The sequence below is a fragment of the Flavonifractor sp. An306 genome (genome assembly GCF_002159455.1).
Classification (GTDB): Bacteria; Bacillota; Clostridia; order Oscillospirales; family Oscillospiraceae; genus Flavonifractor.
On the sequence record NZ_NFIQ01000007.1, the window covers coordinates 1 to 22,915 of the forward strand.

The following is a 22,915-nucleotide window of genomic DNA, read 5'->3' on the forward strand; positions in this document are numbered from 1 at the left end:
TACCAGATACGACATGCTGGACACCTCCTTCTTGGCCTTCGTTCACCTTGCCGCCATTGCAATTCTGTTGACTTAGAACAAGTCTCCTGATTTTTCAAACAAGCCCTAGCGCCCCCCGACAGTATTTCCGCACTACCAGCCTCATTTTGTTCAGATCCGACACCATAACCAGCATTACCTTCAGACAGTGCTTCAGCACCCTTTTCATTGGTATCTTCGCTGTCCTTTCCGCTGGTATTTTCCGCGGCACCGCTTTCTGTCTCTTGATTTTCTTGATCCTCAGAGGCAGAACCCGAAGCCAAAACCGCGGTTGCCGCACGCTGGGAGCCGGTAGCCGATTTGCTCTCCGATGCAGCAGGACTTCCTCCCACTGGAGACGTTTCTCCAGTGCCTTCCTCACTGCTGCCAGCAAGTGAGGAGAGGATACTGCTCAGCAGATCGTTGGGATCGCCCTGCTCTGCACTTCCTCCTGCCGAGGCGGCATTTTCCGCCTGCTCCTTGAGGTTTTCAAGCATATCCTTGATATGAGGCCAGCAGCGAATCAGAATCAAATTTGCCGTTCTGCATCGATCCCTGGCATCACGGCTGACTAAAGCCTTATCCAGATTCCCCAAAAGGGAGAATACCATCTGAATCCGCTCGTCAGAGAGCGGTGTTCCGCCATATTTGAGTTCGCCCCAAAGCATGTAGGAGAGTATCCCATTTCGGATACTCAGCCAAATGTGGCCGCCATCTCCCTCCTGTTCAATTAAATCCTCTATTGTGGGGTAATCCGCAAACCGGACCTGGCGCAGTTTCTCCAGGCTGCCGCCTAAAATGCCAGGGTAGTCCAGCAACATCCTGTTTTCGATATAGCCATCTTCCAGGATGTTCAAGATGTCGTGCAATATGCGGCCGATCAGCTCCTTATTCTTCGGCTCCGCGGCCTGGTATGCCCATAAATCCGCCTCCGCATCTCGTTCAGCCATGTTCCAAAGGAGCGGCGGTTCTGGAAACCACTTCCCTGCTTCCTGGAAAACATGGTAGGACTGGTAAAGCAGGAAGTCAGTATAGAGCACATGTCCCAGCTCGTGGGAGAATAAGCCGCTTATCAGGACAGCCAACCCTATCCAGATACGGGTTTTCCGTATCTGGTGAAGCCGTATCTGGTACAGCCGTATCCGGCTGGGGCGTTTCCGGCTGCTGGGGCTGGGGCTGCTCATATATGACATACTCGGTGTCGCTGATCCGGCCCTGCCGGTCCCGCAGCTGGTGGCGCACGATGTAACCGGCGGTTTCCAGCTCCCGCAGCGCATTACCGATGGCGTCCACACCCTCCTTGCAGATTTTCGCAAGGCCACGGGTGGTATAGTTCCAGTCATCTGGCAGGGACAGCATCATGGAAAGCAGCCCCTTTGCCTTCAGGGACAATTCATGGTTCCGTAGGTGATGATTGCTCATTACCGTATAGTCGCGGGTTCTTTCAATCCGAAAGACCGCCATTGACTTCATTCCTTTCTGTTCTCAGGGCCATGAAAAAAGCCACAATCCTGTAAAAAGAATTGTGGCAGTTATACTTTTTGATATTTTCTTGCGTGGAACCAATACAGCGGCCTTTGCGATTTCGGCTTAGAAAATGGTCCCGGTTCCTGAGAAAACGGGAGGGTCTGCAAAACCCGGTCAATGTCGGTGGATTCCATGTCATATTGGGACTGGCAGTTTTCCCGGATAGCATCCTTGATGCTTTGGACAGTACACATATTCATTCCTTTCCTTTCGTAGTGATGACGGATTTACGGGTGGTGGCGGTGCTTGTCCGGCTTGAAGTCGAGAACATGGCCCTCGATCACACGGGCATACCGCTTGATTTTGATTTCCCGGCGCTTCTGGCTCACGAGGGCGGCCTGATACCCGTCCTCCGTGAGAAACAACCGCATTTCATCGCCGGGACTACCGTAGGAGCAGGGACGCAGGACGGAAAACTCGATCATCCATCGGGTGCTGTCCTGGAAACGCTCCACAGCGAGAATGTTGTGTCCTTTCAGCTCACGGGCTGAAATATCTCTCATAGGCGCTCCTTTCATCGTTCCTGGTCTCTCTGGCGCTTTTTCTGCCACGCTTCCAGCAGCTTAATAATCGTTTGCTGCATACGCAGTGGTGTATAGCTCTTGGGAAAATACTTTTGTAAGGTTTCCGATGTGAGCACTACCCGATCTACATCTTTCTTTTCCTCGGACATGATTCCCAGCATCACATCTTCGTTGAGCTTGCCCTCTTGGCTTAGTTTTTTCATTCGCTGCGCCTGGGAGAGGGAGGGCGTCGCCTGCTCATCCTCCATAACATCAATGAGCTGTTTCTGTTCCTCCGGTTTCAAAAACGACAGTTCATAGGCCGGATTGAGTGCGATTTTCTTCTCATCGACCATATCCAGGAGTTCGGGGATCAGTTCAGTCAGGCGGATGTAGCGTTGCACCTGTCGCTGGCTTTCACCGGCTTGGTTTGCAACAAGCTGAATAGAGGTCTGTGACTTCTCGCCAACTTGGCGAGAAGTTAAGTCAGAGCGTTCTCCTTGGTGCTTGACCGCCTCCAATTTCATACGGTATGCAAAGGCCCTTTCACTGGGGAGCAGGCTTTCTCGCTGCAAGTTACTGTCCACCATGATGATGGTGGCGGCATCATCGTCCAGATTTCTGACGATAACGGGCATAGTCTCTTTCTCTGCCAGTTCACTTGCTCTGTGCCGTCGGTGCCCAGAAACCAGCTCATAGCCGCCATCCGGGTCCGGGCGGGCAATCGCCGGAACCAGAACACCATACTGCCGAACACTGTCGGCGGTCTCCATCATGGCCTCGTCATCCTTGACTTTGAAGGGATGGTTCTTGAAAGGATGCAGTTCAGACAGAGGAATTTCCCGTATTTTCTCCAGCTTGGCATCCTGGCGGCTTTCCTCGGTGGAGAACAAGTCATCGTATGGAGCCAACTCTACTTTTTTCGCGCTGCTTTTCAAGTTTTATCACCTCCTGAGTCAGATTTTTATACCCCTCGGCCACCTTGCCATTGGGGTCGTGGGCAAAAATGCTCTTGCCTTCGGCGCTGATTTCCTTTGCCCGAACAGAATGGGGAATCTCGCTTTTGAAAACTTTGATCTTGCTACCATAGGTATCACGCAGCAGGGCAGCAATCTCCTTGGCAAAATTAGTGCGGTTGTCCACCATCGTCAGCAAGATTCCATCAATCTGGAGCTTGGGGTTGATCTGCCGTTTTACCTTGTTTACGGTCTGGAGCAGCTGTTCCAGACCCTTGGCGGGCAGGTACTCCGCCTGGACGGGGATTATGACCCTGTTGGCGGCTGCCAGCGCATTGACTGTGAGCATACCCAGGGAGGGCTGGCAATCAATCAGGATATGGGAATACTGTCCTTTAAGCGTGTTCAAATACTGTCTCAAAACGGTCTCCCGGCTCATGGCATTTACCAACGAAACCTCCATGCCCGAGAGCTGGATGTCGGCGGGCATCAGATCAACGCCTTCCGGGTGATGCAGAATGCCCTCACCAGGTTTGATTGGCTCATCCGTCAGAATACGGCCCATAGCATCAGAGAGGGTAAAGGGCAGCTTATCCGGTTGAGGGTGGCCCAGGCTGATGGTCAAGCTGCCCTGCGGATCTCCGTCAATCAGCAGCACTTTTCTTCCAGCCTGTGCAAGCCCAATGCCCAGGTTCGCACAGGTCGTTGTTTTGCCCACACCGCCTTTCTGATTGGCGATGGCGATGATTTGCGTATTCATCATTTTCACCTCGTTTCACTCTGAGTTTTAGATATGAAAAAAGTGCCTGCTTTACCTCTCGACTGAGAGATAAAACAGGCACTTTTCTTGCCCCACACATCTCTTGTAATGGGGCACTATGTATGATAGTATACTCAATAAGTGATAGACCAAATAGATACTCACGCAGCATAATTTGAGTTTGCTCCGAGAGAAATCGAACTCAAAGCACACGCTATTAAGCCTTGTTTTTGCTAACATCCTGCCAACAAGAGGGGGTAAAACCCCTTTATTTTGGCTTGATTTTGCTTGCATCAGATTTATACCTGACTTGGAGAAAAGTCTTGATTTCTCTTGGTTTTTTTGTACTCGCTTGATAGTGCTTGTGCCGCTTGGGGCCATCTCCTATTTGGCTCTGCGGATTTAGAAGTGTGTTCACACAATCCGCGATAAAATTGACCAGGACAAAAATGACGGCGGTGAGCAACACGCATGCATTGATGGTGATGGTATCTCTGGCTCCCAGTGCAGTGACCAGCATGGAGCCCAGCCCCGGGATAGAAAACACACTTTCCACCATGGCGCTGCCCGCAATCATAAAGCCGAAGCTCTGAGCCAGCATAGTAATCAGCGGCGGCAGAGCAAAGCGGCTCACCAGATTGGCGATTCTCCACTCGGATACGCCCCGTGCCCTGGCATACAAAACAAAATCACTGTTGTATCCGTCCAAAAGCGAGGAGCGAAACACACGAATATTGCCGGCAGCCATAGGGATAGCCAGTGCCAGGGCCGGAAGGATGAAATCCTTTAGGCTGTCCGCTCCCATAATACTGAAAATAGGAAGATAGACCGCAAAAGCAAGCAGGAGCATGAAACCGATCCAGTAATTTGGCAGAGACATGCAGATTATGCCGAATAGGTAAATACTGCGATCTGACAAGCCCCCTTTTCTGCTGGCGGATAACACTCCGAGCGGAATACTGATGAGGGTTGCAAACAGGAGTGCCATGGCCGCCATGACCAACGTAGGACGGATGGCAGCAGTCAATTCTTCTACAATCGGACGCCCAGTGTTATAGGAGTTTCCGAAATCTCCGTGCAGAGCGTTCCACAGCCATGATCCATATTGTTGAAGAATCGGCTGGTCGAGGCCGAGTTCTTCCCGCACCAGTTCAACCTGCTGTGCAGTGGGGCGGTTGTAGCGGCGTACCGCCAGTGCCTCAGCCGCGTCTACCGGGGACAGATTGGTGTAAAAGAAAGTCAGGACAGTAACACCAAACAGGACAACAATGAGCAGGCCGAGCCGAGCCAATATTCTCTTACTCATATCTCTGCTTTGACCTCTCTGCTTTTCCGCCCTGCAATGCGCCACGATTCCGCAGAACTCCTGGAGCAGACAAAGTCCGCATAGATGCCGCCCTGTTTCATCAGTTCCGCATGGCGGCCCCGCTGCACAATCCGCCCCTGATCCAGTACAAGGATCTGATCCGCCTCCTGGACAGTTTTCATCCGGTGCGCAATCATAACCAGTGTTTTCCCAGCAGTCAGGGCCTTGACAGCCTCCTGCAGCTCCACCTCGTTCTCCGGGTCAACATTGGCCGTGGCCTCGTCCAAAATGATGATCGGCGCATCCTTGAGCATGGCCCGGGCGATGGAGAGCCGCTGGCGTTCTCCGCCGGAGATCGTGGCGCCGCTCTCACCGATGATGGTATCGTAGCCGTCCGGCAGGGCCGTGATGAAGTCATGGCACCGAGCCGCCTTTGCCGCGGCCACCACCTCCTCATGGGTGGCATCCGGCTTGCCGAACTTGATGTTGTTCTCAATGCTGTCGTTGAACAGGTACACGCGCTGAAAGACCATACTGAAATTGCGCATCAAACTATCCAGCGCATAGTCCTTCACATTGATGCCGCCCAGCTTGACCGTGCCGCTGTCCACATCCCAAAACCTTGCCATAAGACTGGTGAGGGTGGTCTTGCCGGAGCCGGAGGGTCCCACAATGGCAGTTGTTGTCCCTTCCGGGATAGTAAAGCTGACATCGCGGATGATTTTCCGCTCCCCATAGGAAAAGTCCACATGCTCGAAGGAAATATCGCAGTGTTTCGGTGTCTGTACGGAGCCGCCTTCGTCCATCCGGGGTGCGCAGTCAATCTCCTCCACCCGGTCGATGGAAGCGTCGATCATAGGCAGCATGAAGAACATCTCACCGGCAGACTCCAGCTCGCTGTATACCAAGAAAGCGGAAACCACCACCATCAGGCAGGCAAAAAGGGTCATACTACCTTGCAGGAAAAACCAGATTGAGAGCAGAATCGCCACCACCGCCGTGACACGCAGGACAATTTGCTCCAAAACATTGTAGGGAATACGCTTGCGCTCCAGCTTGAAATTCTGCTGTTCCGTCTCCTCAATCGTGCGGTTCAGCGTCTGATTAGCCGCCTTATCTCCATGGAAGGCGCGTACCACGCTCATGCCCTGTATGTATTCCAGCACAGCGTCCACAAGTCTTGTCTGGGCTGCCAGCCGTCCCGGAGACAATTCTCTGGATTTCTTCAGTAAAAGCGAATTGACCCAGAGGAACAGGAGCATACCAAGCAGGAAGATCAGCCCAATGCGCCAGTCAAAGCACAGGACCGCCAAAGAGAAGATGGTGGTCCGGATCATGCCCACCACCGTCCGGGCAATCACTGCAAAGGACATGCTCTCCAAGTCCTCCATAGTGGAGGTGGCAGCTGCGGTGAGGCTGCCCAGGCTCTGGGCGTTGAAGTAGCCCATGGGCATATACTTCATGCGTTCTCCGATATGGATGCGTTTTTCCGCACACATCCGGTAATTGGCGTGGCCTTCGCTGTTGTGGGCCAGATACCAGCACAGGGCGGCTCCGGCCACGCTGACTGCCATGATCCCAAAGGCCACCCACGGGGTGATCCCGGGCATGTTCTGCTCTACCAGGGCGCGGAGCACAACCAATAGCGCCGCAAACTGCAAAGCCTCAAAAATGCTCCGCAGCAACTCAAAGGCCATTCCTTTGTACCAGGAGCCTTTCTGCTCCCCGGCAAAGCGAAAAAACCGTTTATATGCGTCAAACATGCTCGCCACCCCCTATTCTCATGTCCGCATCTTTTGTCTGAGTGTGGGCCGCCCACATCTGAGCATATAGGTGGCACCGTTTCAGCAGTTTTTCATGTGTTCCCGCATCCAAGATCTTACCCTGCGCCACCACGGCAATTTGGTCTGCATCGGTGATGGTTCCCAGGCGGTGGGCAATGACGATGAGTGTTTTTCCACGGGTCAGTCTGCCGATGGCGTCCTGAATCACTGCCTCGTTTTCGGGGTCCGTGTAGGAAGTCGCCTCATCCAAAATTACAATCGGGGCGTTTTTCATCATAGCCCGCGCAATGGCGACTCTCTGGCGCTCCCCTCCGGAGAGGTGTCCGCCTGCGCCGCCCACAACAGTGTCATACCCATGATCCAGGCCCATGATAAACTCATGGCAGCCGGCCGCCTTTGCCACAGCCTCTACTTCTCTATCAGTGGCCTTCGGTCTACCCATGCGGATATTATCCCGTACTGAGACATTAAATAGGAAGTTGTCCTGGGAGACATATCCGATGAGATCCATTACCTGCTCCGGCGGCATCTTTTTCACATCTATCCCGCCAATGGTGATGCTCCCACCGTCGGCGTCCCAATAGGAGGCGATGAGCTTGGCAATGGTGGATTTGCCGGAGCCAGACGGCCCCACCAATGCAGTCGTCGTACCCTGCTTAATGTTTAGCGTGACGCCGTTCAAAACCTGTGTATCCTTATAGGCAAATGTCACATTTCGCAGATCAGTGTCCAACCCTTGCAGGTTTTGTCTCTGCTCGGGCCTCTTCAAATCCGGTTCGGACAGCACAGCGCCGATTTCCCCTGTGATGGTCGCAATTTTAGAAAAATCATCGGTCAGAAAGATTGCCCCAACCAGCGGCCCCACGATACCAAGGGACAGGATTGCGATTGTGATAAAGTCAGGAGCGGTCAGGCTGCCATTCCTATAAAAGACGCAGCCAATGGGCAGAACGCCAATCAGCACGGCAGGCCAAATGGTCATCATGAGGGCCGAATAGCCCTGTGTAGACTTCATCCAGTCCAATATAAGGTCTGTGTTTTGTCGAACCGCATCGGTAAACTTTCCGTAGGATGCCGTGCTCTGGTTGAATGCTTTAATGACCTCGATACCGTTGATATACTCCGCCGTGGTGGCACTCATGTGCTTGCCTGCCTGGACCACCGCACCATACTTTTTCGGATACTCTTTCATCTCTGCCATATAGCACAGTATTCCAACCGGAATCGTAATCAGCGATACCAGCGCCATACGCCAGTCCAAAGCAAAGAGATAACCCACGATAGCAAGTGGAATCAACAGGTTCGCTGTCATCTCCGGGATAATGTGGGCCAGCGGGACCTCCATCTGCTCCACGCGCTCCACCATGGTCGTTTTCAGGCGGCCCGACGGGGTATCGGTCAGGTACCCCATGGAAACGCGGGTCAGCTTATCCGCTACGGCCCGCCGCAGTTCTGACAGCACATGGAAGGTAGCCTCGTGGGAGCATCGGGTAGAAATGCCGTGAAGAACGGACTTAAGCAGATAAGTGATCAAGGCGACCGCTCCCCAGATCAGATAAATCAAAAAGTTCTTTTCACCAGAGATAAGCAGGTTGACCATTCTTGCCACAGCAAAGTATGGCACAATTCCACTGGCTACACTGAGAACAGCAAGAACAATCGCGGTAATAAACCCCGCCCGGTGCGGTCCGATAAATGCCATCAAACTAAATAGTTTCTTTTCCTTCTGCATCGTATCCCCCCAAAGTTAGCACATTCTAACCAAACAACAAAGAAAAAAGCCGACAACCCACAGGATCATCCTGCAAATCATCGGCTCTGCGTCTTGGCGTCTGGCTCTGACAATATGATGTTTTGTCCCTGCACATCAACGATGTGTTCCCTTCCGCATTTGGGACAGAACAGCGGAAAGCGTTTTAGAACGGTGTCTGGATTTACCTTGGTGCGGGTCTTGTTGCCGCAGGTAGGGCAGTGAACCCAGCCGCTCCGGTCGATCCACCCGCTCACTGGTTTTCACCTCCATCTCCGAAGAAGATGGTTTTCCAGCCAGCGGTATAGAAGCGCCGCATCCTCTGGATATGCTCGACCGCCTGCTCCTTTGGCATATCGTGGATGACCACCTCAAATATGCCAGTATAAAAGGCGCTGGACAGCAGATGGCTTAGTTCCGGTGTGAGGCGGCCGCTGGAGATCGCATCATTTCCGGATGCCTGAATATATCGCATAGTGCATTGTGTATCCAGTTCCACAACACGATGAAGGAACTCCTGATATGTGCTGCTCTCCCCGCTGGTCAGGAGCAATTTGAACTCGTCAAAGTGGTCATAAATATAGTCTATAGAGGCCCAAAAGCCATGGTCTGAGAAAGAATACATTTGGCTGGTCTGCTCAGCCCCAGGCAACTGATTAAATTGCTCCAACGCTGATTGTATCAGGCCACAAAAATCATCCATGGCAGGCTGCACAAGAGAGCGGTACAGGCTCTCTTTGTCCGGATATCGAATGTAGATTGCCCCTTTGCTGGAGCCAGCTTTTTCTGCTATCACTCTCAGAGAGGCGTTCTCATATCCGTTTGTGAGAAATTCTTCTTTTGCACATTCCATGAGTTTTTCCGTCACACCTGCTATTCTTTTTGCCAAGTGACCACCTCATCAATCAAAACCATCGGTTTTAATATAGCACAAAAGAAACAAGCAGTCAATAGTCTCCGCTAACTATCTTATATCCACTCCGAAAGACGGTTTTTATGTATGTCGGATGCTTGGGATCCACCTCCAGTTTCTGCCTCAGCCTCCAGATGATATTTTCCACAGAGTTCGTCCCATATAGTTGCTCCTCACCCCAAGCCGCTGTATAAAGCTGTTCCTTAGAAAACACCTGCCCAGGTGCACTGGCCATGCAGTAGAGCATGGCATATTCCCCATGGTTGAGTTGTACTTCTCTACCAGCCATGAGTACCCGGCGGTGCGCATGATGAATCTCCAGTTCCCCAATACGCAGCACATGCGAAACCAGCGGAATGACCTCGACCCTCCGCCCACTCCTGTCGCGCAAAGTATCTACAACTGCCCTGAATAGGCTGCCATCTGGGTCTGCGGCCCGAATGACAATGATTTCTTCCACTATATTACCTCCCGACTGCAAAAGGAGGGAGCCGTACGCACGGATCCCTCCTTTTGCTGTGCTTATGACTCAGCCTCTACCGCTGCCTTTAGTCGTTGGAAACTCTCTTCACTGATGACATGCTCGATCCGGCAGGCATCTGCCTCAGCGGTTTTCGGGTCCACTCCGGCAGCAATCAGGCGCTGGGTAAAAAAGCGGTGCTTTTCATAAACCTGCTCCGCAACTTCGCAACCCGCATCTGTTAAGTGCAGGAAATTGTCTTCGTCCATCAGCAAAAAGCCTCCCTCCCGCAGTGTTGCTACCGCATGGCATACGCTGGGTTTGGAAACTCCCAAGTGTCGGGCCACATCCACGGAGCGTACCACCCCTTTCTGCTTTTGGAGTACCAAGATAGCCTCCAGATAATCTTCACCAGATGCTCGGAGTCCCATGATGCCCCTCCCTACTGGATACGCCAACCCTCAGCCTGCTCCCGGATCTCAATGAACCGCCGGTACAGCCCACCCTGGACCATCAGCTCCTCATGGGTGCCCCGCTGGACGATGCGGCCATCCTCCACCACCAGGATCTGGTCGGCGTTCCGGATGGTGGCCAGCCGGTGGGCAATGGTGAGGATCGTCTTCCCCCTGGTCAGGGCGGACAGGGCCTGCTGGATCAGGTGCTCGTTCTCCGGGTCCACGCTGGCTGTAGCCTCGTTCCCATTAGCACAACCGGCGCAAACCCGCATAAATACGGGACTTTTCAAAAAATCTAAAGACAATTAAACGGCTCTATAATCACACTAAGACGCTTTTTTCGTTAGTCTGCAACGAGAAAGGCGTCTTTTTTATTCCCAGAGCCGAAAGGAGGCGACGCCATGTATTTCACATCCGGCAGCGACCGCGCCTTTGAAAGCCTCATGCAAGGCAAGCCCGGTTTCGACCACTACGACAGCGGCGACGCCGGAGCGCCGGAGGATTGCGGCGACTGCCGTTTCTACCGTCCCGACTGGAAATACCAGTTTTGCATGTATGCAGAGTGTCCCTACCAGCCGGGCAAGCTCACCGCCCTTGACGCGGTTCTATTCCAAGTGAAAGGAGTTGACAACGAGATGGCAGTTTTTCGTGTGGAGAAAAACCGGGGCTACACGGTAATGAGTAACCACCACCTGCGAAACAAAGACCTGTCCCTGAAAGCCAAGGGGCTGCTTTCGCAAATGCTGTCCCTGCCGGAAAATTGGGACTATACGCTGAAAGGCTTGTCCCTTATCAACCGGGAAAGCATCGACGCCATACGGACGGCGGTGTGGGAACTGGAAAAGGCCGGGTATATCACCCGCCAGCAGAACCGGGACGGCAAGGGCAAGATGGCCGACATGGTTTATACCATCTACGAACAGCCGCAGCCTCGGCCAGAGGCAGAGGATGAAGAACAGCCGGGATTGGAAAAACCGGTGTTGGAAAATCCAACATCGGATAATCCAACGTCGGAAAACCCGGTATCGGGAAATCCAATGCAAATAAATAAAGATATATCAAGTAAAGAAAAATCAATTACTGATCTATCAAGTACCCAATCCATTCCTATCCTTTCCCCAAACCCCTCTCCTGCGGAGGGCAAGGCGGTACAGCCGCCGGAACGGAAGCGAAAGGATGCGAATGAGGCATACCGGGTGTATGAGGAAATCATCAAGGACAATATCAGCTATGACATTCTGAAAGCCGATCTGCCCTATGACGGCGACCGTCTGGACGAGATTGTAGACCTGATCCTTGAAACCGTCTGCACCCGGCGCAAGACCATCCGTGTTGCCGGTGACGACTATCCGGCGGAACTGGTGAAATCCAAGTTTATGAAGCTGGACAGCGAACACATCCGTTTCGTGCTGGATTGCCTGAACAAGAACACCACGGAAATCCGAAACATCAAGCAGTATCTACGAGCGGCGCTGTTCAATGCCCCGTCCACGATTGGGAATTACTATTCTTCCCTTGTGGCCCATGATATGGCGACCGGGAAAATCTGAAAGGAGGACGGCCCTATGAAACAGGGTGCATTGATCTTTGACGAACAGGCAGACCGCTACGACATCCGCTTTGATCTGGCAGACTACTATGGCGGGCTGCACTGTGGAGAAACCTTTGACGTGATGGTGGGCGGCAAATGGCGGCCCACCCGCATTGAAATGGCCGAGGACTGGTATCTGGTAGGCGTCCGCGCCGACGACCTTTCCGGCCTGCGGGTGCGGATTTAAGCCATCCCGCCGCCTGCCTGCTGGACTTCCAAAGACCTGCTAACAAAAGTCAAGTAGAAATTTCAGATTTGAGGGAGCGGCAAAAAGACAACACAAAATCAAGCCGCTGAGCATCTCAAAATCGAAACGGCGGCCAACCAGATGGTATGACACGAAAATTAGTTGTGCTCCAGAGAATCCAAGTAGGCTTTCACAGAGGCGTAGTAGATGCGCAGGAACTTGTTGGCGGATGCCATCATGTAGACACGGTATGGCTTGCCCTCAGAGCGTTTCTTGTTCATGAACTGGTAGACCGGCTCATCCATTGGAGCGCATTGCAGGAGGACGCCCATCACCAGAAAAAGTGTCCTGCGCAGGGAGGCAGATCCCCGCTTGGAAATGCTGCGGCTGCGGACATCTATTTGGCCGGATTGGTATGGCGGGGCGTCAATACCCGCAAAGGCCACCAGCGCTTTCTTGGAATGAAAACGGCGCACATCTCCAATTTCAGCTATGAGTTGGGGGCCGAGTGTGGGGCCAACACCAAACATCCCCATCACTACAGGATATTCTGGCAGAGAAGCTGCCAGAGACTGCATCTCCTGTTTGAGAGCAGCTAATGCGGCGGAAGTTGCCTGGAGTTGGGAAATGGCCTGTTCTACCAAAAGTTTTGCCGTCTTTGTTTTCGGCATGACACCGAAGCGTCCACAGGCGGAGACATAAATGTCCAGCGCCTTATCTTCACTGAAATTGTAGCTGTGCTTTCTGCACCACTTCTGGTACTTGGTGGTAAAGGCTTTCTTAGACAGGCCACAGACACATTCGCAATGCCAGAAAGCAGCTACAAAGTCCACCCACTTTTCGCTGCCATCGGCGCGGGGCGGACTGGTAAACAGGCGGTTTGCATCAGGAAAAGCGGTGTCCAGCAGGGAGATCAAGTTGTTTTTCAGCATGGTCTGTACTTTGGAATACTGTTGGTACTGACGGTAGCAGGTCTTCAGCATGAGCCGGGCATCTTCTTCCGGGACATATCTCGGAAGTGTGAGCCAGTGGTCAAGACCGTAGTTGGCCAGCTTCACGGCATCCTTCTTGTCGGTCTTGCCCCGTCTTAAACTGTTGTTCCCGTAGTCGTGCACCAGCATTGCATTGACTACAGAAACATAAAGCCCCGCGCCGTGGAGCAGCCAGGCCACCGGCGCATGGTAATTGCCCGTGGATTCCATCACCACACGGGTCTCACCGTCCAGGCTTTTGAGCAGCCTTGCCAGCTCACTCAGTTCACTGGCGGTGTGGCACACTTCAAAGGGTGAAACCACTACTTCTCCAAAAGGCCGCATGACTGCAATCGTGCTCTTGCCCTTGGAAACATCGATGCCAACACAGTTCATTCACATTCCTCCAATACCAAGAATCTGCAACCGGAAATCCATCTTTTCTCGTTGCCGATTCAATCTATTGGGTGACACGAACTCTCCGGTATCCGGTGGCTCAACCTGCTCAAATCGAACGCTGCAACAAGAGGATGGCTGACAGTCTTTCGAACGGACATAAAAGCCCAAGGAGGGATTGGTCAGCCAGTTGCTCCCCTTATTGTAGCTTAGGCACGAGATGGAGAGAAAGCCGGACTGGCTGCCCGGCTTTCCTGTCCAAATTTATTGTAATAGGAGGGATAGCAGTTGCAGGAAGAAGTAGACCAGAAAACCATAGCGTTAGCGGTGAAAACCGGGAAGCTGACCGGCCAAGTATTGCAGGCGGCCATGAAGAAATTTCTGGCCGCCCGGCAAAAGGGCAAAGCCAAGCCCCACCACGGCCACCAAAGCCTGCGGCAGCTCAAAAAGGACGGTTCGGCCCTCTCCAACATCGAAATCACCGACGCGAATATTGGCCTGTTCAAGCCCTGCGCCAAGAAATACGATATTGACTACACGCTGCGGAAAGACAGTTCCACCCACCCGCCGCGCTATATCGTGATTTTCAAGACCAAGCAGGCCGACAATCTGGAACAGGCGTTCAAGGAGTTCACGGCCAAGAAGTTAAGCCGGGAGGAACGGCCCTCAATCCGAAAGACCCTATCTGCCCTGAAACAAAAGGCTGCGGCCAAGACGCAGCAGCGGGCCAAGGAGAAAGTCAAGGAAAGGGGGCTGTCACTGTGAAACCAGAAGTAAAAAAACTGATCCTGTCCAATCTCCCGTACCTGATTTTCGTTTACCTGTTCGGGAAGCTGGGGCAGGCATACCGGCTGGCGGCAGGCGTGGACTTGTCGGAAAAGCTGCTGCACTTCATGGACGGCTGTTCGGCGGCCTTTGCAAACGCCGCCCCCAGCTTCCACCCTTTTGACCTGCTGATCGGCGTCGCCGGTGCCGCCGCCCTGCGGCTCATGGTGTACTGCAAAAGCAAGAACGCCAAGAAATACCGCAAGGGCGAGGAATACGGCAGCGCCCGTTGGGGGACGGCCAAAGATATTGCCCCGTACATCGACCCCAACTTTGACAACAACATTCTGCTGACGCAGACGGAACGGCTCACCATGAATAACCGGCCCAAAGACCCCAAAACCGCAAGGAATAAAAATGTTCTGGTAATCGGCGGTTCCGGCTCCGGCAAGACGAGATTTTTCGTAAAACCCAACCTTATGCAATGCGTGTCCAAAGACTACCCAACCTCATTTGTGATAACCGATCCCAAGGGCAGCCTGATCGGTGAGGTGGGCCAGCTCCTTGTCCGCAGCGGCTACCGGGTAAAGGTGCTGAATACCATTAACTTTTCCAAGAGTATGCGGTATAACCCGTTCCGCTATATCCACAGCGAGAAAGACATTTTGAAGCTGGTAAACACGCTGATCTGCAACACCAAGGGCGAGGGCGAAAAAAGCGCCGAGGATTTTTGGGTCAGTGCGACTCGTTCGCAGGCGGTAAAAAGTCTGCGCACGGGCAACGGTTTTCCGTTGTTCGGAGAACTGATAGTTTGATAGGTGGAATGACGGGGTAACGCCCTGAAACGCCTACCCTTGATGGGCGTGCATTAGCTGTAATGGCTTTTGTACGAAGCCCCATGACAAAGGCTGAGAGTAACCGTAACCACTGCCAAAAGTGGTCGAAAGTGGTCTGGCGGCAGACTGTGTTACCTATAGGCCGAGGGTCTATAAGATACCTATGGTTAGAATGTTCGCTTTGGCGGGCGGACTGACGAACCTGCGAATGTACAGGTCTAAAAGAAAACCACGCAGAAATGCGTGGGTGCGTTAAAGCGCAGTCGGTGTGGTTTAGTATAAATTGACCCTATTCAAAAGGCGGTCATCTTCAACCACTAAAATTCTCATTCGCTCACATCCTTTTCTTTATAGTGTACCAATCAAATGTCACAGAAACCTCACGATGAAGTGCTTTTTTGGAATTTCTTTTATCTTATCTTTTGTGGACAGGAACGACAAGCTATCATTCTGAAATTTTGAAATGTCACAAACTTGTGAGATTTCAAGGGGGGAATTTTGTCAAAACCTGTTTCCCTGCGAGATTTCTGCGAGAATTGGGCCTTAAAATAATATCAAAATAAAGATACCCCAATTTCTGCCGGACGACGGCAAAGAAAAAAAGCCGTCGTACAGCAGCCCTTTTCCTGCGCCTAACTAAAGCATGGCGGCTTTGAATAAATCAAGGCCGCCGTATTCTGTGCCATTACAAAGAACAATACCCTGACGTTGGCAGGATCGGCGGCCCACGGAGGGAGCCGCCATGAAGCAAAGAGCGTTTCGACAGAATACAACGGGGTATGCGCTATCAAAAAAAATCCGTCCCCATCTACGGGGAAAAGCGCCTGCCAATATGTATTATACCATGTAAATCAACTGCATATCGCTTCCGTTTTCGCCCGGTGGGTCTGCAACCTACCGGGCGAAATTTGTTGTTTCCTGCGGTTATTCGGTGCGGGCCGGGGCCGCCACATTGCTGCCAGTGAAAGGAGTGGTATCAGCAGCTTTTACTTCTCACTCTCCCGCAGATCGGGGGTGAGAAGATGAAAGAATACACTCCTAATTATGTGGAACGCTGTCAACTCGACCATTACTGCAAGCTGGTTCTGTACCATGAAGCCGTTGATTATTTGCGGGAAATGCAGCGATACCGTAACCGACAAACATCCTTAGAAGATATTTCCCCGGCGCAATGGGACAAGCTCTGTACACTGGATGAATACCCCAGCGATAGTTTTATGTTCTCGGCCTTTGGCTATGACCTGCATATCCGGGACGAGCTGGTGGCCGGAGCCTTTGCCAGCCTGCCGGAGCAGGAGCAGCAGATTTTAATTCTGCGTTTTGTCGCGGCTATGGCGGACGGCGAGATCGGCGGCCTTGTGGGGATGTCCCGCAGCGCCGTCCAGCGCCACCGCACAAAGACTTTGAACGAACTGCGGCACAGATTGGGGGACAGCGGAGGGAGGAACGCGAAATGAAGCAGCCCACATTCCACGGCAGGGTGCTTCTGCCCCTGTCAGTCTTTGCAGAGGCCCGCGCTGGTGATCCGCTGGCAATGGAGCGCATCTTGCGGTACTACGACGGCTACATAAACAAGCTGTGTACCCGGACGCTCTACGAGCTGGACGGGACGCCTCATGTGCGGTTGGACGAGTACATGAAACACCGCTTGCAAAACAAGCTGATCCGGGCCATCCTAAAGGACAGCCTATGAGAAAACGCCGGGCGCAGGGCCAGCAGGCCGCCGCGTCCGGCGCTTTCTTATGGGTTGTTTTCTACGCATTTAGAAGTCTGTTTCGGCGGGGATTGGATAAATCCTATTGCCGCCCCGTCAATCGTTCGCCAGAAGCCCGCTGCGGCGGGACTTTTAGCGGCCTAAATGCGTAGAATGCAGGCGTTATTCATCCTTGTTGTCGTCTTTTTCCTCTGTTTGCTCTGGCATGGCGGCGGCGTCCTCTACAATATCCGTTATAAGCTGCCGGAAGTCTTTGGCGTTTTGGGAAGTAATCACCGGCTTTCCTGTTGTATCTTCAATCTCTTTCCGGGTATTTCCCGCAATCGAACCGCCTTTTTGCGCCACTTTCTGATTTTCAGAAAAAGTAGCGGGCTTTACAGTTTTAGAAATCTCCGTTGTGGTAGCTTCGGCAAGCATTGTCAGAACCAGTTCCAGATCACTCATGTTGTCCCGGAGGTTTTCTTTTTTCAAGCCTTTCAGTTTCTTGTACTGCCGGGTTGTCATGCCCGACCATGCGCGGGAAATCTCGTCAGTCAGGATTGCATATTCCTTTCCCTTTTCCACGCCGCGCTTTTGCCACTCGTCTGTCAGCTCATTGCGGATGCGGATTGCCAAAAGGCGCTGATGTACCCATTCCTCGGAATAGCCTTTTTTCAGATAGGTTTCTAACGCCCGGTCAATGGCTTGTTCCGGGTCAATAGTTTCGTCAATCCGTTCCCGGCCCACCCTTGCCAGCCATGCCTTAAACGGCTCGGCTTTCGGGGAGGGGACAGACTGGATAATCCGCAATAGCTGTTCTGTATTGGCAACGTCAGTTTTATACCTTTTCCCATCGGAGGACAGCATTTTCAGTTGTACGATTTTCTCGTACAACTCAACCGCACCCTCTTTTTTCAGCTTCCGCTTTAAGTCACTCCAATACCGGCGGGGATTTTCTGTGCCGGTCAAAACGGAAATAACGTCCACAATGGAAAAGTACCATTCTTCTTGTTCTTCGTCCCATGCGGTACGGATTTTTTTATCTTCAAATAGCTGGATCGCGTTAGTATTTATCAATTCACCCATTGCTATGTACCTCTCTTTCGCGGGGATAATTATAGTCTATCGTATCTTTTTGAAAAAATCTACCTCTGGTGCAGCTCATTTCCCGGAAAGCTGCCAGTATTTTTGTCGCTGCCGTTCGGCTTCTTTCTTCCGGCGCACCCGCGCCGCGCAATCGGGGCAGTATTTGGCCCGGTTGGACTTCGGCGTGAACACGGCCCCGCACTCGACGCAGCGTTTCACCTCGTCCCGGCTCTTGCTGATCTCGGCGCACAGGGCCGCGTCCAGCGGGAGGACGGCGGCCCGAAACCACCGGCACAGCAGCGAATAGGAAATGCTCTGGACGCACACACATTCCTCTCCATCGTCCAAAAGCAGGCAGTTCCCGTCACAGTAATTGCAGCACTCATGCGTCAGCTTCCGGGCCTTGCGGTACTGCTGGTAATTCATTCTCGGTATGCTCATAGCTCTTGTGTCCTTTCTTGATGGGGCGTCACTCGCAAAATGCTGTCCACATTCTGCTTGATGATGCCGTAGTCGGCCAGTTCCTTTTTCACTTCGCCGTACTTCTGGTACAGCCGTTCCTTTTCCTCGTCCAGCTTTCGGTATTCGGCTTTCAGGGCGGCCAGATTGGGGAGCTTTGTCACGCCTGCGTCCTTGATGGCCTTTGCCGCTGCCTCATACAAGATAAGCTGGCTTTCATGTTCGCGCCGGTACGCGGCCTTGTCTTTGGCCTTTTTGTATTCCAGCGCCACGGGCCGGGTTTGCCGGTAGGTGGAGATATTCTTTATCAGCACCGCCATATCGGATAGGCGGCGTTCCACCGCTTTCAGCGCAGCGGCGGCCTCGTCGTTTGCCGCGCTGATTTCGGCCACCTTGCTTTCCAGCGCCGCATAGTCGTCTATGCCGTGTTCAGTCAGGAAATTCAGCGTCCGGGCGGCCTGCTTCAAGTTGTGGACTTTCGCCCACTTTGCATAGCCCGCGCTCTGCTGGGCCTTGATGCTGTTCTCCAAATCAATCCGTAAAGTGATTTCCTTTGTGGCTTTCCGTTTTGGGCCTCTGTCCACGGCCAGCCCCTTGATCCGGCGGGTGATGGCTTCCTCGGTGTAGTTCTCACCCAAGGTCTTACAGCGGGTGAAGCGTTCCTGACCGGGAGCGCGGAAAGAAACGAATTTGCCCGGTTTGATTTCATAGCCCTGCGCCTGCATGAGCCGCAGGAAGTCGTCAAAGCCTTTGGCCTGCGGGATGGCCGCGTCGATAGCAATTTTCAGTTTGGCTTTCCAGCTCTTGCCCTTGCGCTGGGCGTCCCATTCGGCGTAGGACTTCCCCTTGTCCTTGCCCGGCTTCACGACGGACAGGCCGTTTTCCTTGCACAGCCGGTCACTGGTTCGCCGGATGTAGGCGTAGCTGCGCCGGTTGGAAATGTACTTGCGCTGCTGTACCATATCCACGGCACAAAAAATGATGTGGTTATGCAGATGGCCCTTGTCTATGTGGGTAGTCAGCACATAGGGGTATTTACCTTGCAGCACTTCGTCGGCAAGCTGCCGCCCGATCTCATGGGCCTGCTCCGGCGTGGTTTCGCCCGGCTCAAAGGCTTGTATCAGGTGGTGGGCCAGATTGTTGCCTTTCTTGAACGCCTGATCTAACAGCATTTGAAATTCAATGTCCGCCGTTTCGTAGGAACAGCCAAAGGACGATACCAGCATTTTATCGTCCGTCTTGTCCGGGTTTTCGATGTAGTCAAGGGTAGCTTTCAGATTTACCTTGATAGGATGGATCTTTGTAATTGCCATATCTGTGCCAGCGCCCCCTTGATGTCCTCAACGTCCTGCGCGTACACAGCCCCGGTACTGTTGATACGCCGCGCAATCTGGTTGACGTTGACGCCGATTTTTTGCAGCTCCGCAGTCTGCGCCCGGATGTCGCTGGTGTCCATGTGGATGATATACCCGTCAATCAGCATTTTCCGGGCATAGGCCGAGAAATTCTTTGTGCCGAGCTGGGCCATTTTCTGCTGGATGATGGCCCGTTCTTCCGGCGTCACCGGGACGCGCAGCACGATTTGACGCTTTCGGTTTGCCATTGCGTTTCACGCTCCTTTCCGGCAAAGGGGTTTGGGGATTTCCCCAACAAGCAAAACGGACGGCCCGGCAGGGGCGGGACGGTGCGTTTTTCGGAAGTGTGGCTACACTTCCTATGCTTGCTGTTTTTGTTCTTCTCCGCTAATAGAACGTCCCGAACGCCTTAAACTGCCCGCAAAATACGGGCTTCTCCTGAAAAAAGTGCAAAAAATAAAGGACGCTTCCGCGTCCCTCGCAAACAAAAGAAAACAGAGGATGGTTTTCAGGCATCCCCCGTTTCTTTCTTCTTTGGCTGTTCAATTTTAATGGCCCCGTCAATCGCGCCCTCGATGATCGGCAGGTATTCTTCGGGACAGAGTTTCAGCTTGTGGCCGACCCGCTGGCGCTGCTCACTTTCCGAGCGCAGCACTTCGGGATTGAAATACCGTTCCACAGGAAGCCCGCAGGTCTTGATAAGCTGGATTACGACCGGGAGGCTGGGGATTGTCCCTTTATTCTCAATGTTGGCGAGATACCGCCACTCAATACCTACCATTTCCGCCAGCGCCTTACGCGCCAGATGTCGGGCTTTCCGCGCAGCCTTTACATCCGCGCCGAAAGTTTCAAAGCCGGGGCAATCTTCTACTTTCGCCATATAACATCACCCATTTACATTGTATAATTCATATTTGCCCGATGGAATGTTGTTATATGCAGGTGAATTAAACTTTATAATTCATAATCTGATTTGGGGCTTCTTGCATAGGATGTCTTTCCGTGATATAATAATAACGTTTGAACGAAGAAAGAAGTGGTATCAATGACAAAACGAAACGAAGCGTGGCTCCATGCAAAGCCAGTAAGATGCGACAGTTGCATGGAGTAAACAGCGTCGCATAATTCATTATGCTGGCTTTGCTTACTTGATAATGCCATCAAGGAGGAAGCCAACATGAAATATATCAATGCAAGGGTTCTTCTTCCCGAAAAACTTGTCAAAGAGCTGCAAAGCTATATTCAAGGTGGATATATTTATGTACCAACCGATCAAGCACAGCAAAAGCAATGGGGAGAAGTATCGGGCTATCGACGAGAATTACTGCAACGGAACCGCAAAATCGTAGACGAATATCAACAAGGTATTTCTATGGAACGGTTAGCCGAGAAGTATTGTTTGTCCGTATATGCCATAAGAAAAATTATTTATCAGAAATAAGTGGCAGGGGTTGCATTTCGCAGCCCCTGCTTTTTATATAGATTGGTTCGGTATCATTTGGTGGATAGAAAACTTGTTGTTGCAGCAGTATGATAGAAGCGCAACTAAGAATATATTTATTGACTAAAGAGAGAAAGGGAAAATTATGCAAGCAGAGAAAATATATCCGCGAAGCAGCGATAAAGAAACCGTCTACTTGAAAAATGTTATCACCAACCCCGCCATTGTTGTTGGTGACTATACCATGTATAACGATTTTGTAAATGATCCCGTTGATTTTCAAAAGAATAATGTTCTTTATCATTATCCTATTAACCACGACAAGTTGATTATCGGAAAGTTTTGCTCCATTGCCTGTGGCGCACGTTTTTTATTTAATAGTGCTAATCATAGTATGACTTCACTCGCGACTTATCCTTTTCCTATCTTCTTTGAGGAATGGGGCCTTGACGTTAGCCATATAACCGATGCGTGGGACAATAAAGGAGACATTGTTATCGGAAATGACGTTTGGATTGGATATGAGGCAGTGATCTTCGCAGGAGTAACTATTGGAGACGGTGCTATCATTGGCACAAGAGCTGTTGTGACAAAAGATGTTCCCCCCTATACTATCGTGGGTGGCGTTCCGGCTAAACCAATACGAAAACGCTTTTCAAACGACGATATAGCAGCATTGCTGAAAATGAAATGGTGGGATTGGCCGGTAGAGCAAATCAAAGAGCATATTGCAGAAATTCAATCAGGAAAAATCACCGATTTGGAAAGAAAATATTTGTAAATACTGCCGCACGACGGCAAAGAAAAAAAGCCGTCGTGCAGTAGACGTATAGACACGCCTATATTTCTTTTTCGGCGGTTTTGAGAAAATCAAGGCCGCCGTTCTCTTTGCCCTCAAACTGACGACGCCCTGACGATGACAGGATCGGCGGCCCACGGAGGGAGCCGCCATGAAGCCAAAAGCGTTTCGACAAAATAAGACAGGGGTTGCACCGCCCCTAAAAAGCCTTTCCTCGGCAGCGGGGACAAGCGGCCATGAGTATGAACTATATCATGTAAATTATCTTCATATTGCTTTCACTTTCGCCCGGTGGGTCTATGACCTGCCGGGCGAAATTTGTTGTTTTCTGCGGCCTGTATCAGCGGCGAATAATTCTCTCAAAAAAATTTCAAAAAGGAGGCGTTTAGCGGGCCGCAGAACGATTTCCATTCGCTCTATGTGCGGAAAGGGAGGAACCCACCTAATCCCCCACAGAAAGGGGGTGAGAAGATGGAAACACCCAACCGCAAATTTGGCGAATGGGGCCAGTTTGACCGTTACTGCAAGCTGGTTCTCTACCATGAAGCCATTGACTATCTGCGGGAGATGCAGCGCCGCCGGGATATGGAAATATCTCTGGACGAGCTTTCCCCCGCGGACTGGGACAAGCTCTCGGTCAGGGACGACTATCCGTGTGAAAGCTATATCTTTCATTCCCACGGGTACGACCTGCGGATCGACAACGAGCTTGTAGCCGAAGCCTTTGCCGTACTGCCCCAGCAGGAACAGAGTATCTTGATCCTGCATTGTGTTATGGAGCTGAATGACGTGGAGATCGGCAGGCTCATGGGAATGTCCAAAAGCGCCGTACAGCGCCACAGGACAAAGACGCTGAAAGAACTGCGAGTGAAGCTGATGGCAATCATGCCGGAGGGAGGTTGAG

At 52.1% G+C, this 22,915-nt stretch carries 25 protein-coding genes and 4 pseudogenes; 9 read left to right on the top strand and 20 right to left on the bottom strand.

All coding sequences use genetic code 11. The annotated features are described in order from the left end of the window. From B5F88_RS02580 to B5F88_RS02645, 14 genes and pseudogenes are all read right to left on the bottom strand, one after another. Window positions 1-1,058 (bottom strand): annotated as a pseudogene (locus B5F88_RS02580) (nitric oxide reductase activation protein NorD); the annotation flags it as partial. Window positions 1,059-1,104: 46 nt separating this feature from the next. Next, window positions 1,105-1,482: pseudogene (locus B5F88_RS02585) on the bottom strand (helix-turn-helix domain-containing protein); the annotation flags it as partial. Between the two features lie 68 nt (window positions 1,483-1,550). Then, window positions 1,551-1,745: a hypothetical protein gene (locus B5F88_RS21265; RefSeq protein WP_087341431.1), complete on the bottom strand. Its 195-nt coding sequence runs from the start codon at window positions 1,743-1,745 to the stop codon at window positions 1,551-1,553. Between the two features lie 27 nt (window positions 1,746-1,772). Beyond that, entirely contained in the window at window positions 1,773-2,048 is a 276-nt protein-coding gene (locus B5F88_RS02595) for a DUF5720 family protein (RefSeq protein WP_087341432.1), read from the bottom strand. A gap of 11 nt (window positions 2,049-2,059) precedes the next feature. Beyond that, window positions 2,060-2,986 carry a ParB/RepB/Spo0J family partition protein gene (locus tag B5F88_RS02600; RefSeq protein ID WP_087341433.1) on the bottom strand — a complete coding sequence of 309 codons (927 nt, stop codon included), beginning with the start codon at window positions 2,984-2,986 and terminating at the stop codon, window positions 2,060-2,062. Then, window positions 2,943-3,764, bottom strand: coding sequence for a ParA family protein (locus B5F88_RS02605; protein ID WP_087341434.1), 822 nt, complete (start codon window positions 3,762-3,764; stop codon window positions 2,943-2,945). Before B5F88_RS02605 ends, B5F88_RS02600 begins: the two co-directional genes overlap by 44 nt. 268 nt (window positions 3,765-4,032) lie before the next feature. Next, window positions 4,033-5,070 carry an ABC transporter permease gene (locus B5F88_RS02610; protein ID WP_242959603.1) on the bottom strand — a complete coding sequence of 346 codons (1,038 nt, stop codon included), beginning with the start codon at window positions 5,068-5,070 and terminating at the stop codon, window positions 4,033-4,035. Further along, the gene (locus tag B5F88_RS02615) at window positions 5,067-6,833 is read right to left on the bottom strand and encodes an ABC transporter ATP-binding protein (RefSeq protein WP_087341435.1); all 1,767 of its coding nucleotides are present in this window, start codon (window positions 6,831-6,833) and stop codon (window positions 5,067-5,069) included. The genes B5F88_RS02610 and B5F88_RS02615 overlap by 4 nt, the downstream gene beginning before the upstream one ends. After that, on the bottom strand, window positions 6,826-8,586 hold the full coding sequence (locus tag B5F88_RS02620; RefSeq protein WP_087341436.1) for an ABC transporter ATP-binding protein: 1,761 nt from the start codon (window positions 8,584-8,586) through the stop codon (window positions 6,826-6,828). Before B5F88_RS02620 ends, B5F88_RS02615 begins: the two co-directional genes overlap by 8 nt. Before the next feature lie 77 nt (window positions 8,587-8,663). After that, window positions 8,664-8,849, bottom strand: a complete 186-nt coding sequence (locus B5F88_RS02625; RefSeq protein ID WP_087341489.1) for a cysteine-rich KTR domain-containing protein — start codon at window positions 8,847-8,849, stop codon at window positions 8,664-8,666. Window positions 8,850-8,857: 8 nt separating this feature from the next. Further along, window positions 8,858-9,493, bottom strand: a complete 636-nt coding sequence (locus B5F88_RS02630) for a TetR/AcrR family transcriptional regulator (RefSeq protein WP_087341437.1) — start codon at window positions 9,491-9,493, stop codon at window positions 8,858-8,860. 58 nt (window positions 9,494-9,551) lie between these two features. Further along, a complete protein-coding gene (locus tag B5F88_RS02635; protein ID WP_087341438.1) occupies window positions 9,552-9,977 on the bottom strand; it encodes a winged helix-turn-helix domain-containing protein in 426 nt (141 codons plus the stop codon). Window positions 9,978-10,039: 62 nt separating this feature from the next. Further along, window positions 10,040-10,408 (bottom strand): metal-dependent transcriptional regulator, encoded by a 369-nt coding sequence (locus tag B5F88_RS02640; protein ID WP_087341439.1) that lies wholly within the window; start codon window positions 10,406-10,408, stop codon window positions 10,040-10,042. Between the two features lie 11 nt (window positions 10,409-10,419). Further along, window positions 10,420-10,674 (bottom strand): annotated as a pseudogene (locus B5F88_RS02645) (ABC transporter ATP-binding protein); the annotation flags it as partial. A gap of 159 nt (window positions 10,675-10,833) precedes the next feature. On the opposite strand from B5F88_RS02645, the gene B5F88_RS02650 reads away from it, so the two are divergent. Both B5F88_RS02650 and B5F88_RS02655 read left to right on the top strand, forming a co-directional pair. Continuing rightward, window positions 10,834-11,982: a DUF6017 domain-containing protein gene (locus B5F88_RS02650; protein WP_087341440.1), complete on the top strand. Its 1,149-nt coding sequence runs from the start codon at window positions 10,834-10,836 to the stop codon at window positions 11,980-11,982. A gap of 15 nt (window positions 11,983-11,997) precedes the next feature. After that, the gene (locus B5F88_RS02655) at window positions 11,998-12,210 is read left to right on the top strand and encodes a DUF5348 domain-containing protein (RefSeq protein WP_087341441.1); all 213 of its coding nucleotides are present in this window, start codon (window positions 11,998-12,000) and stop codon (window positions 12,208-12,210) included. Between the two features lie 158 nt (window positions 12,211-12,368). Here B5F88_RS02655 and B5F88_RS02660 read toward each other — a convergent pair whose 3' ends face one another. Further along, complete coding sequence (locus B5F88_RS02660) at window positions 12,369-13,577, bottom strand: IS110 family transposase (protein WP_087341442.1); 1,209 nt, start codon at window positions 13,575-13,577, stop codon at window positions 12,369-12,371. Window positions 13,578-13,865: 288 nt separating this feature from the next. Here B5F88_RS02660 and B5F88_RS02665 point away from each other — a divergent pair, with 288 nt between their 5' ends. The 4 genes and pseudogenes from B5F88_RS02665 (at window position 13,866) to B5F88_RS02680 (ending at window position 16,871) form a co-directional block, all read left to right on the top strand. Next, window positions 13,866-14,342, top strand: a complete 477-nt coding sequence (locus B5F88_RS02665; RefSeq protein WP_076778845.1) for a PcfB family protein — start codon at window positions 13,866-13,868, stop codon at window positions 14,340-14,342. Continuing rightward, a pseudogene (locus tag B5F88_RS02670) lies at window positions 14,339-15,079 on the top strand (type IV secretory system conjugative DNA transfer family protein); the annotation flags it as partial. The gene B5F88_RS02665 and the pseudogene B5F88_RS02670, both read left to right, overlap by 4 nt. A gap of 1,121 nt (window positions 15,080-16,200) precedes the next feature. Further along, complete coding sequence (locus B5F88_RS02675; RefSeq protein ID WP_087341444.1) at window positions 16,201-16,635, top strand: sigma-70 family RNA polymerase sigma factor; 435 nt, start codon at window positions 16,201-16,203, stop codon at window positions 16,633-16,635. Then, window positions 16,632-16,871 carry a helix-turn-helix domain-containing protein gene (locus tag B5F88_RS02680; protein ID WP_087341445.1) on the top strand — a complete coding sequence of 80 codons (240 nt, stop codon included), beginning with the start codon at window positions 16,632-16,634 and terminating at the stop codon, window positions 16,869-16,871. Before B5F88_RS02675 ends, B5F88_RS02680 begins: the two co-directional genes overlap by 4 nt. 183 nt (window positions 16,872-17,054) lie before the next feature. On the opposite strand, the gene B5F88_RS02685 is transcribed toward B5F88_RS02680, so the two are convergent. The 5 genes from B5F88_RS02685 to B5F88_RS02705 form a co-directional block, all read right to left on the bottom strand. Next, window positions 17,055-17,957 carry a Bro-N domain-containing protein gene (locus B5F88_RS02685; RefSeq protein ID WP_087341446.1) on the bottom strand — a complete coding sequence of 301 codons (903 nt, stop codon included), beginning with the start codon at window positions 17,955-17,957 and terminating at the stop codon, window positions 17,055-17,057. Window positions 17,958-18,032: 75 nt separating this feature from the next. Then, window positions 18,033-18,398, bottom strand: coding sequence for a cysteine-rich VLP domain-containing protein (locus tag B5F88_RS02690; protein ID WP_087341447.1), 366 nt, complete (start codon window positions 18,396-18,398; stop codon window positions 18,033-18,035). After that, on the bottom strand, window positions 18,395-19,729 hold the full coding sequence (locus B5F88_RS02695) for a relaxase/mobilization nuclease domain-containing protein (protein WP_087341448.1): 1,335 nt from the start codon (window positions 19,727-19,729) through the stop codon (window positions 18,395-18,397). Before B5F88_RS02695 ends, B5F88_RS02690 begins: the two co-directional genes overlap by 4 nt. Further along, window positions 19,696-20,019, bottom strand: coding sequence for a plasmid mobilization relaxosome protein MobC (mobC, locus tag B5F88_RS02700; protein WP_087341449.1), 324 nt, complete (start codon window positions 20,017-20,019; stop codon window positions 19,696-19,698). Before mobC ends, B5F88_RS02695 begins: the two co-directional genes overlap by 34 nt. A gap of 260 nt (window positions 20,020-20,279) precedes the next feature. Continuing rightward, entirely contained in the window at window positions 20,280-20,651 is a 372-nt protein-coding gene (locus B5F88_RS02705) for a helix-turn-helix transcriptional regulator (protein ID WP_087341450.1), read from the bottom strand. A gap of 297 nt (window positions 20,652-20,948) precedes the next feature. Here B5F88_RS02705 and B5F88_RS02710 point away from each other — a divergent pair, with 297 nt between their 5' ends. The 3 genes from B5F88_RS02710 (at window position 20,949) to B5F88_RS02720 (ending at window position 22,914) form a co-directional block, all read left to right on the top strand. Continuing rightward, window positions 20,949-21,212 carry a CD3324 family protein gene (locus B5F88_RS02710; RefSeq protein WP_087341451.1) on the top strand — a complete coding sequence of 88 codons (264 nt, stop codon included), beginning with the start codon at window positions 20,949-20,951 and terminating at the stop codon, window positions 21,210-21,212. Between the two features lie 145 nt (window positions 21,213-21,357). Next, a complete protein-coding gene (locus B5F88_RS02715; protein WP_087341452.1) occupies window positions 21,358-21,993 on the top strand; it encodes a CatB-related O-acetyltransferase in 636 nt (211 codons plus the stop codon). Between the two features lie 489 nt (window positions 21,994-22,482). Beyond that, entirely contained in the window at window positions 22,483-22,914 is a 432-nt protein-coding gene (locus B5F88_RS02720; protein ID WP_087341453.1) for a sigma-70 family RNA polymerase sigma factor, read from the top strand. Window position 22,915: the final 1 nt, after the last annotated feature.

What these genes read in the sequence shown, in the direction of transcription:
- B5F88_RS02690 (WP_087341447.1), bottom strand. Translation starts at nt 18,398, where the DNA reads ATGAGCATACCGAGAATGAATTACCAGCAGTACCGCAAGGCCCGGAAG.
- B5F88_RS02705 (WP_087341450.1), bottom strand. Translation starts at nt 20,651, where the DNA reads ATGGCGAAAGTAGAAGATTGCCCCGGCTTTGAAACTTTCGGCGCGGAT.
- B5F88_RS02685 (WP_087341446.1), bottom strand. Translation starts at nt 17,957, where the DNA reads ATGGGTGAATTGATAAATACTAACGCGATCCAGCTATTTGAAGATAAA.
- B5F88_RS02605 (WP_087341434.1), bottom strand. Translation starts at nt 3,764, where the DNA reads ATGAATACGCAAATCATCGCCATCGCCAATCAGAAAGGCGGTGTGGGC.
- B5F88_RS02620 (WP_087341436.1), bottom strand. Translation starts at nt 8,586, where the DNA reads ATGCAGAAGGAAAAGAAACTATTTAGTTTGATGGCATTTATCGGACCG.
- mobC (WP_087341449.1), bottom strand. Translation starts at nt 20,019, where the DNA reads ATGGCAAACCGAAAGCGTCAAATCGTGCTGCGCGTCCCGGTGACGCCG.
- B5F88_RS02680 (WP_087341445.1), top strand. Translation starts at nt 16,632, where the DNA reads ATGAAGCAGCCCACATTCCACGGCAGGGTGCTTCTGCCCCTGTCAGTC.
- B5F88_RS02710 (WP_087341451.1), top strand. Translation starts at nt 20,949, where the DNA reads ATGAAATATATCAATGCAAGGGTTCTTCTTCCCGAAAAACTTGTCAAA.
- B5F88_RS02655 (WP_087341441.1), top strand. Translation starts at nt 11,998, where the DNA reads ATGAAACAGGGTGCATTGATCTTTGACGAACAGGCAGACCGCTACGAC.
- B5F88_RS02595 (WP_087341432.1), bottom strand. Translation starts at nt 2,048, where the DNA reads ATGAGAGATATTTCAGCCCGTGAGCTGAAAGGACACAACATTCTCGCT.
- B5F88_RS02675 (WP_087341444.1), top strand. Translation starts at nt 16,201, where the DNA reads ATGAAAGAATACACTCCTAATTATGTGGAACGCTGTCAACTCGACCAT.
- B5F88_RS02695 (WP_087341448.1), bottom strand. Translation starts at nt 19,729, where the DNA reads ATGGCAATTACAAAGATCCATCCTATCAAGGTAAATCTGAAAGCTACC.
- B5F88_RS02640 (WP_087341439.1), bottom strand. Translation starts at nt 10,408, where the DNA reads ATGGGACTCCGAGCATCTGGTGAAGATTATCTGGAGGCTATCTTGGTA.
- B5F88_RS02610 (WP_242959603.1), bottom strand. Translation starts at nt 5,070, where the DNA reads ATGAGTAAGAGAATATTGGCTCGGCTCGGCCTGCTCATTGTTGTCCTG.
- B5F88_RS21265 (WP_087341431.1), bottom strand. Translation starts at nt 1,745, where the DNA reads ATGAATATGTGTACTGTCCAAAGCATCAAGGATGCTATCCGGGAAAAC.
- B5F88_RS02660 (WP_087341442.1), bottom strand. Translation starts at nt 13,577, where the DNA reads ATGAACTGTGTTGGCATCGATGTTTCCAAGGGCAAGAGCACGATTGCA.
- B5F88_RS02715 (WP_087341452.1), top strand. Translation starts at nt 21,358, where the DNA reads ATGCAAGCAGAGAAAATATATCCGCGAAGCAGCGATAAAGAAACCGTC.
- B5F88_RS02720 (WP_087341453.1), top strand. Translation starts at nt 22,483, where the DNA reads ATGGAAACACCCAACCGCAAATTTGGCGAATGGGGCCAGTTTGACCGT.
- B5F88_RS02650 (WP_087341440.1), top strand. Translation starts at nt 10,834, where the DNA reads ATGTATTTCACATCCGGCAGCGACCGCGCCTTTGAAAGCCTCATGCAA.
- B5F88_RS02615 (WP_087341435.1), bottom strand. Translation starts at nt 6,833, where the DNA reads ATGTTTGACGCATATAAACGGTTTTTTCGCTTTGCCGGGGAGCAGAAA.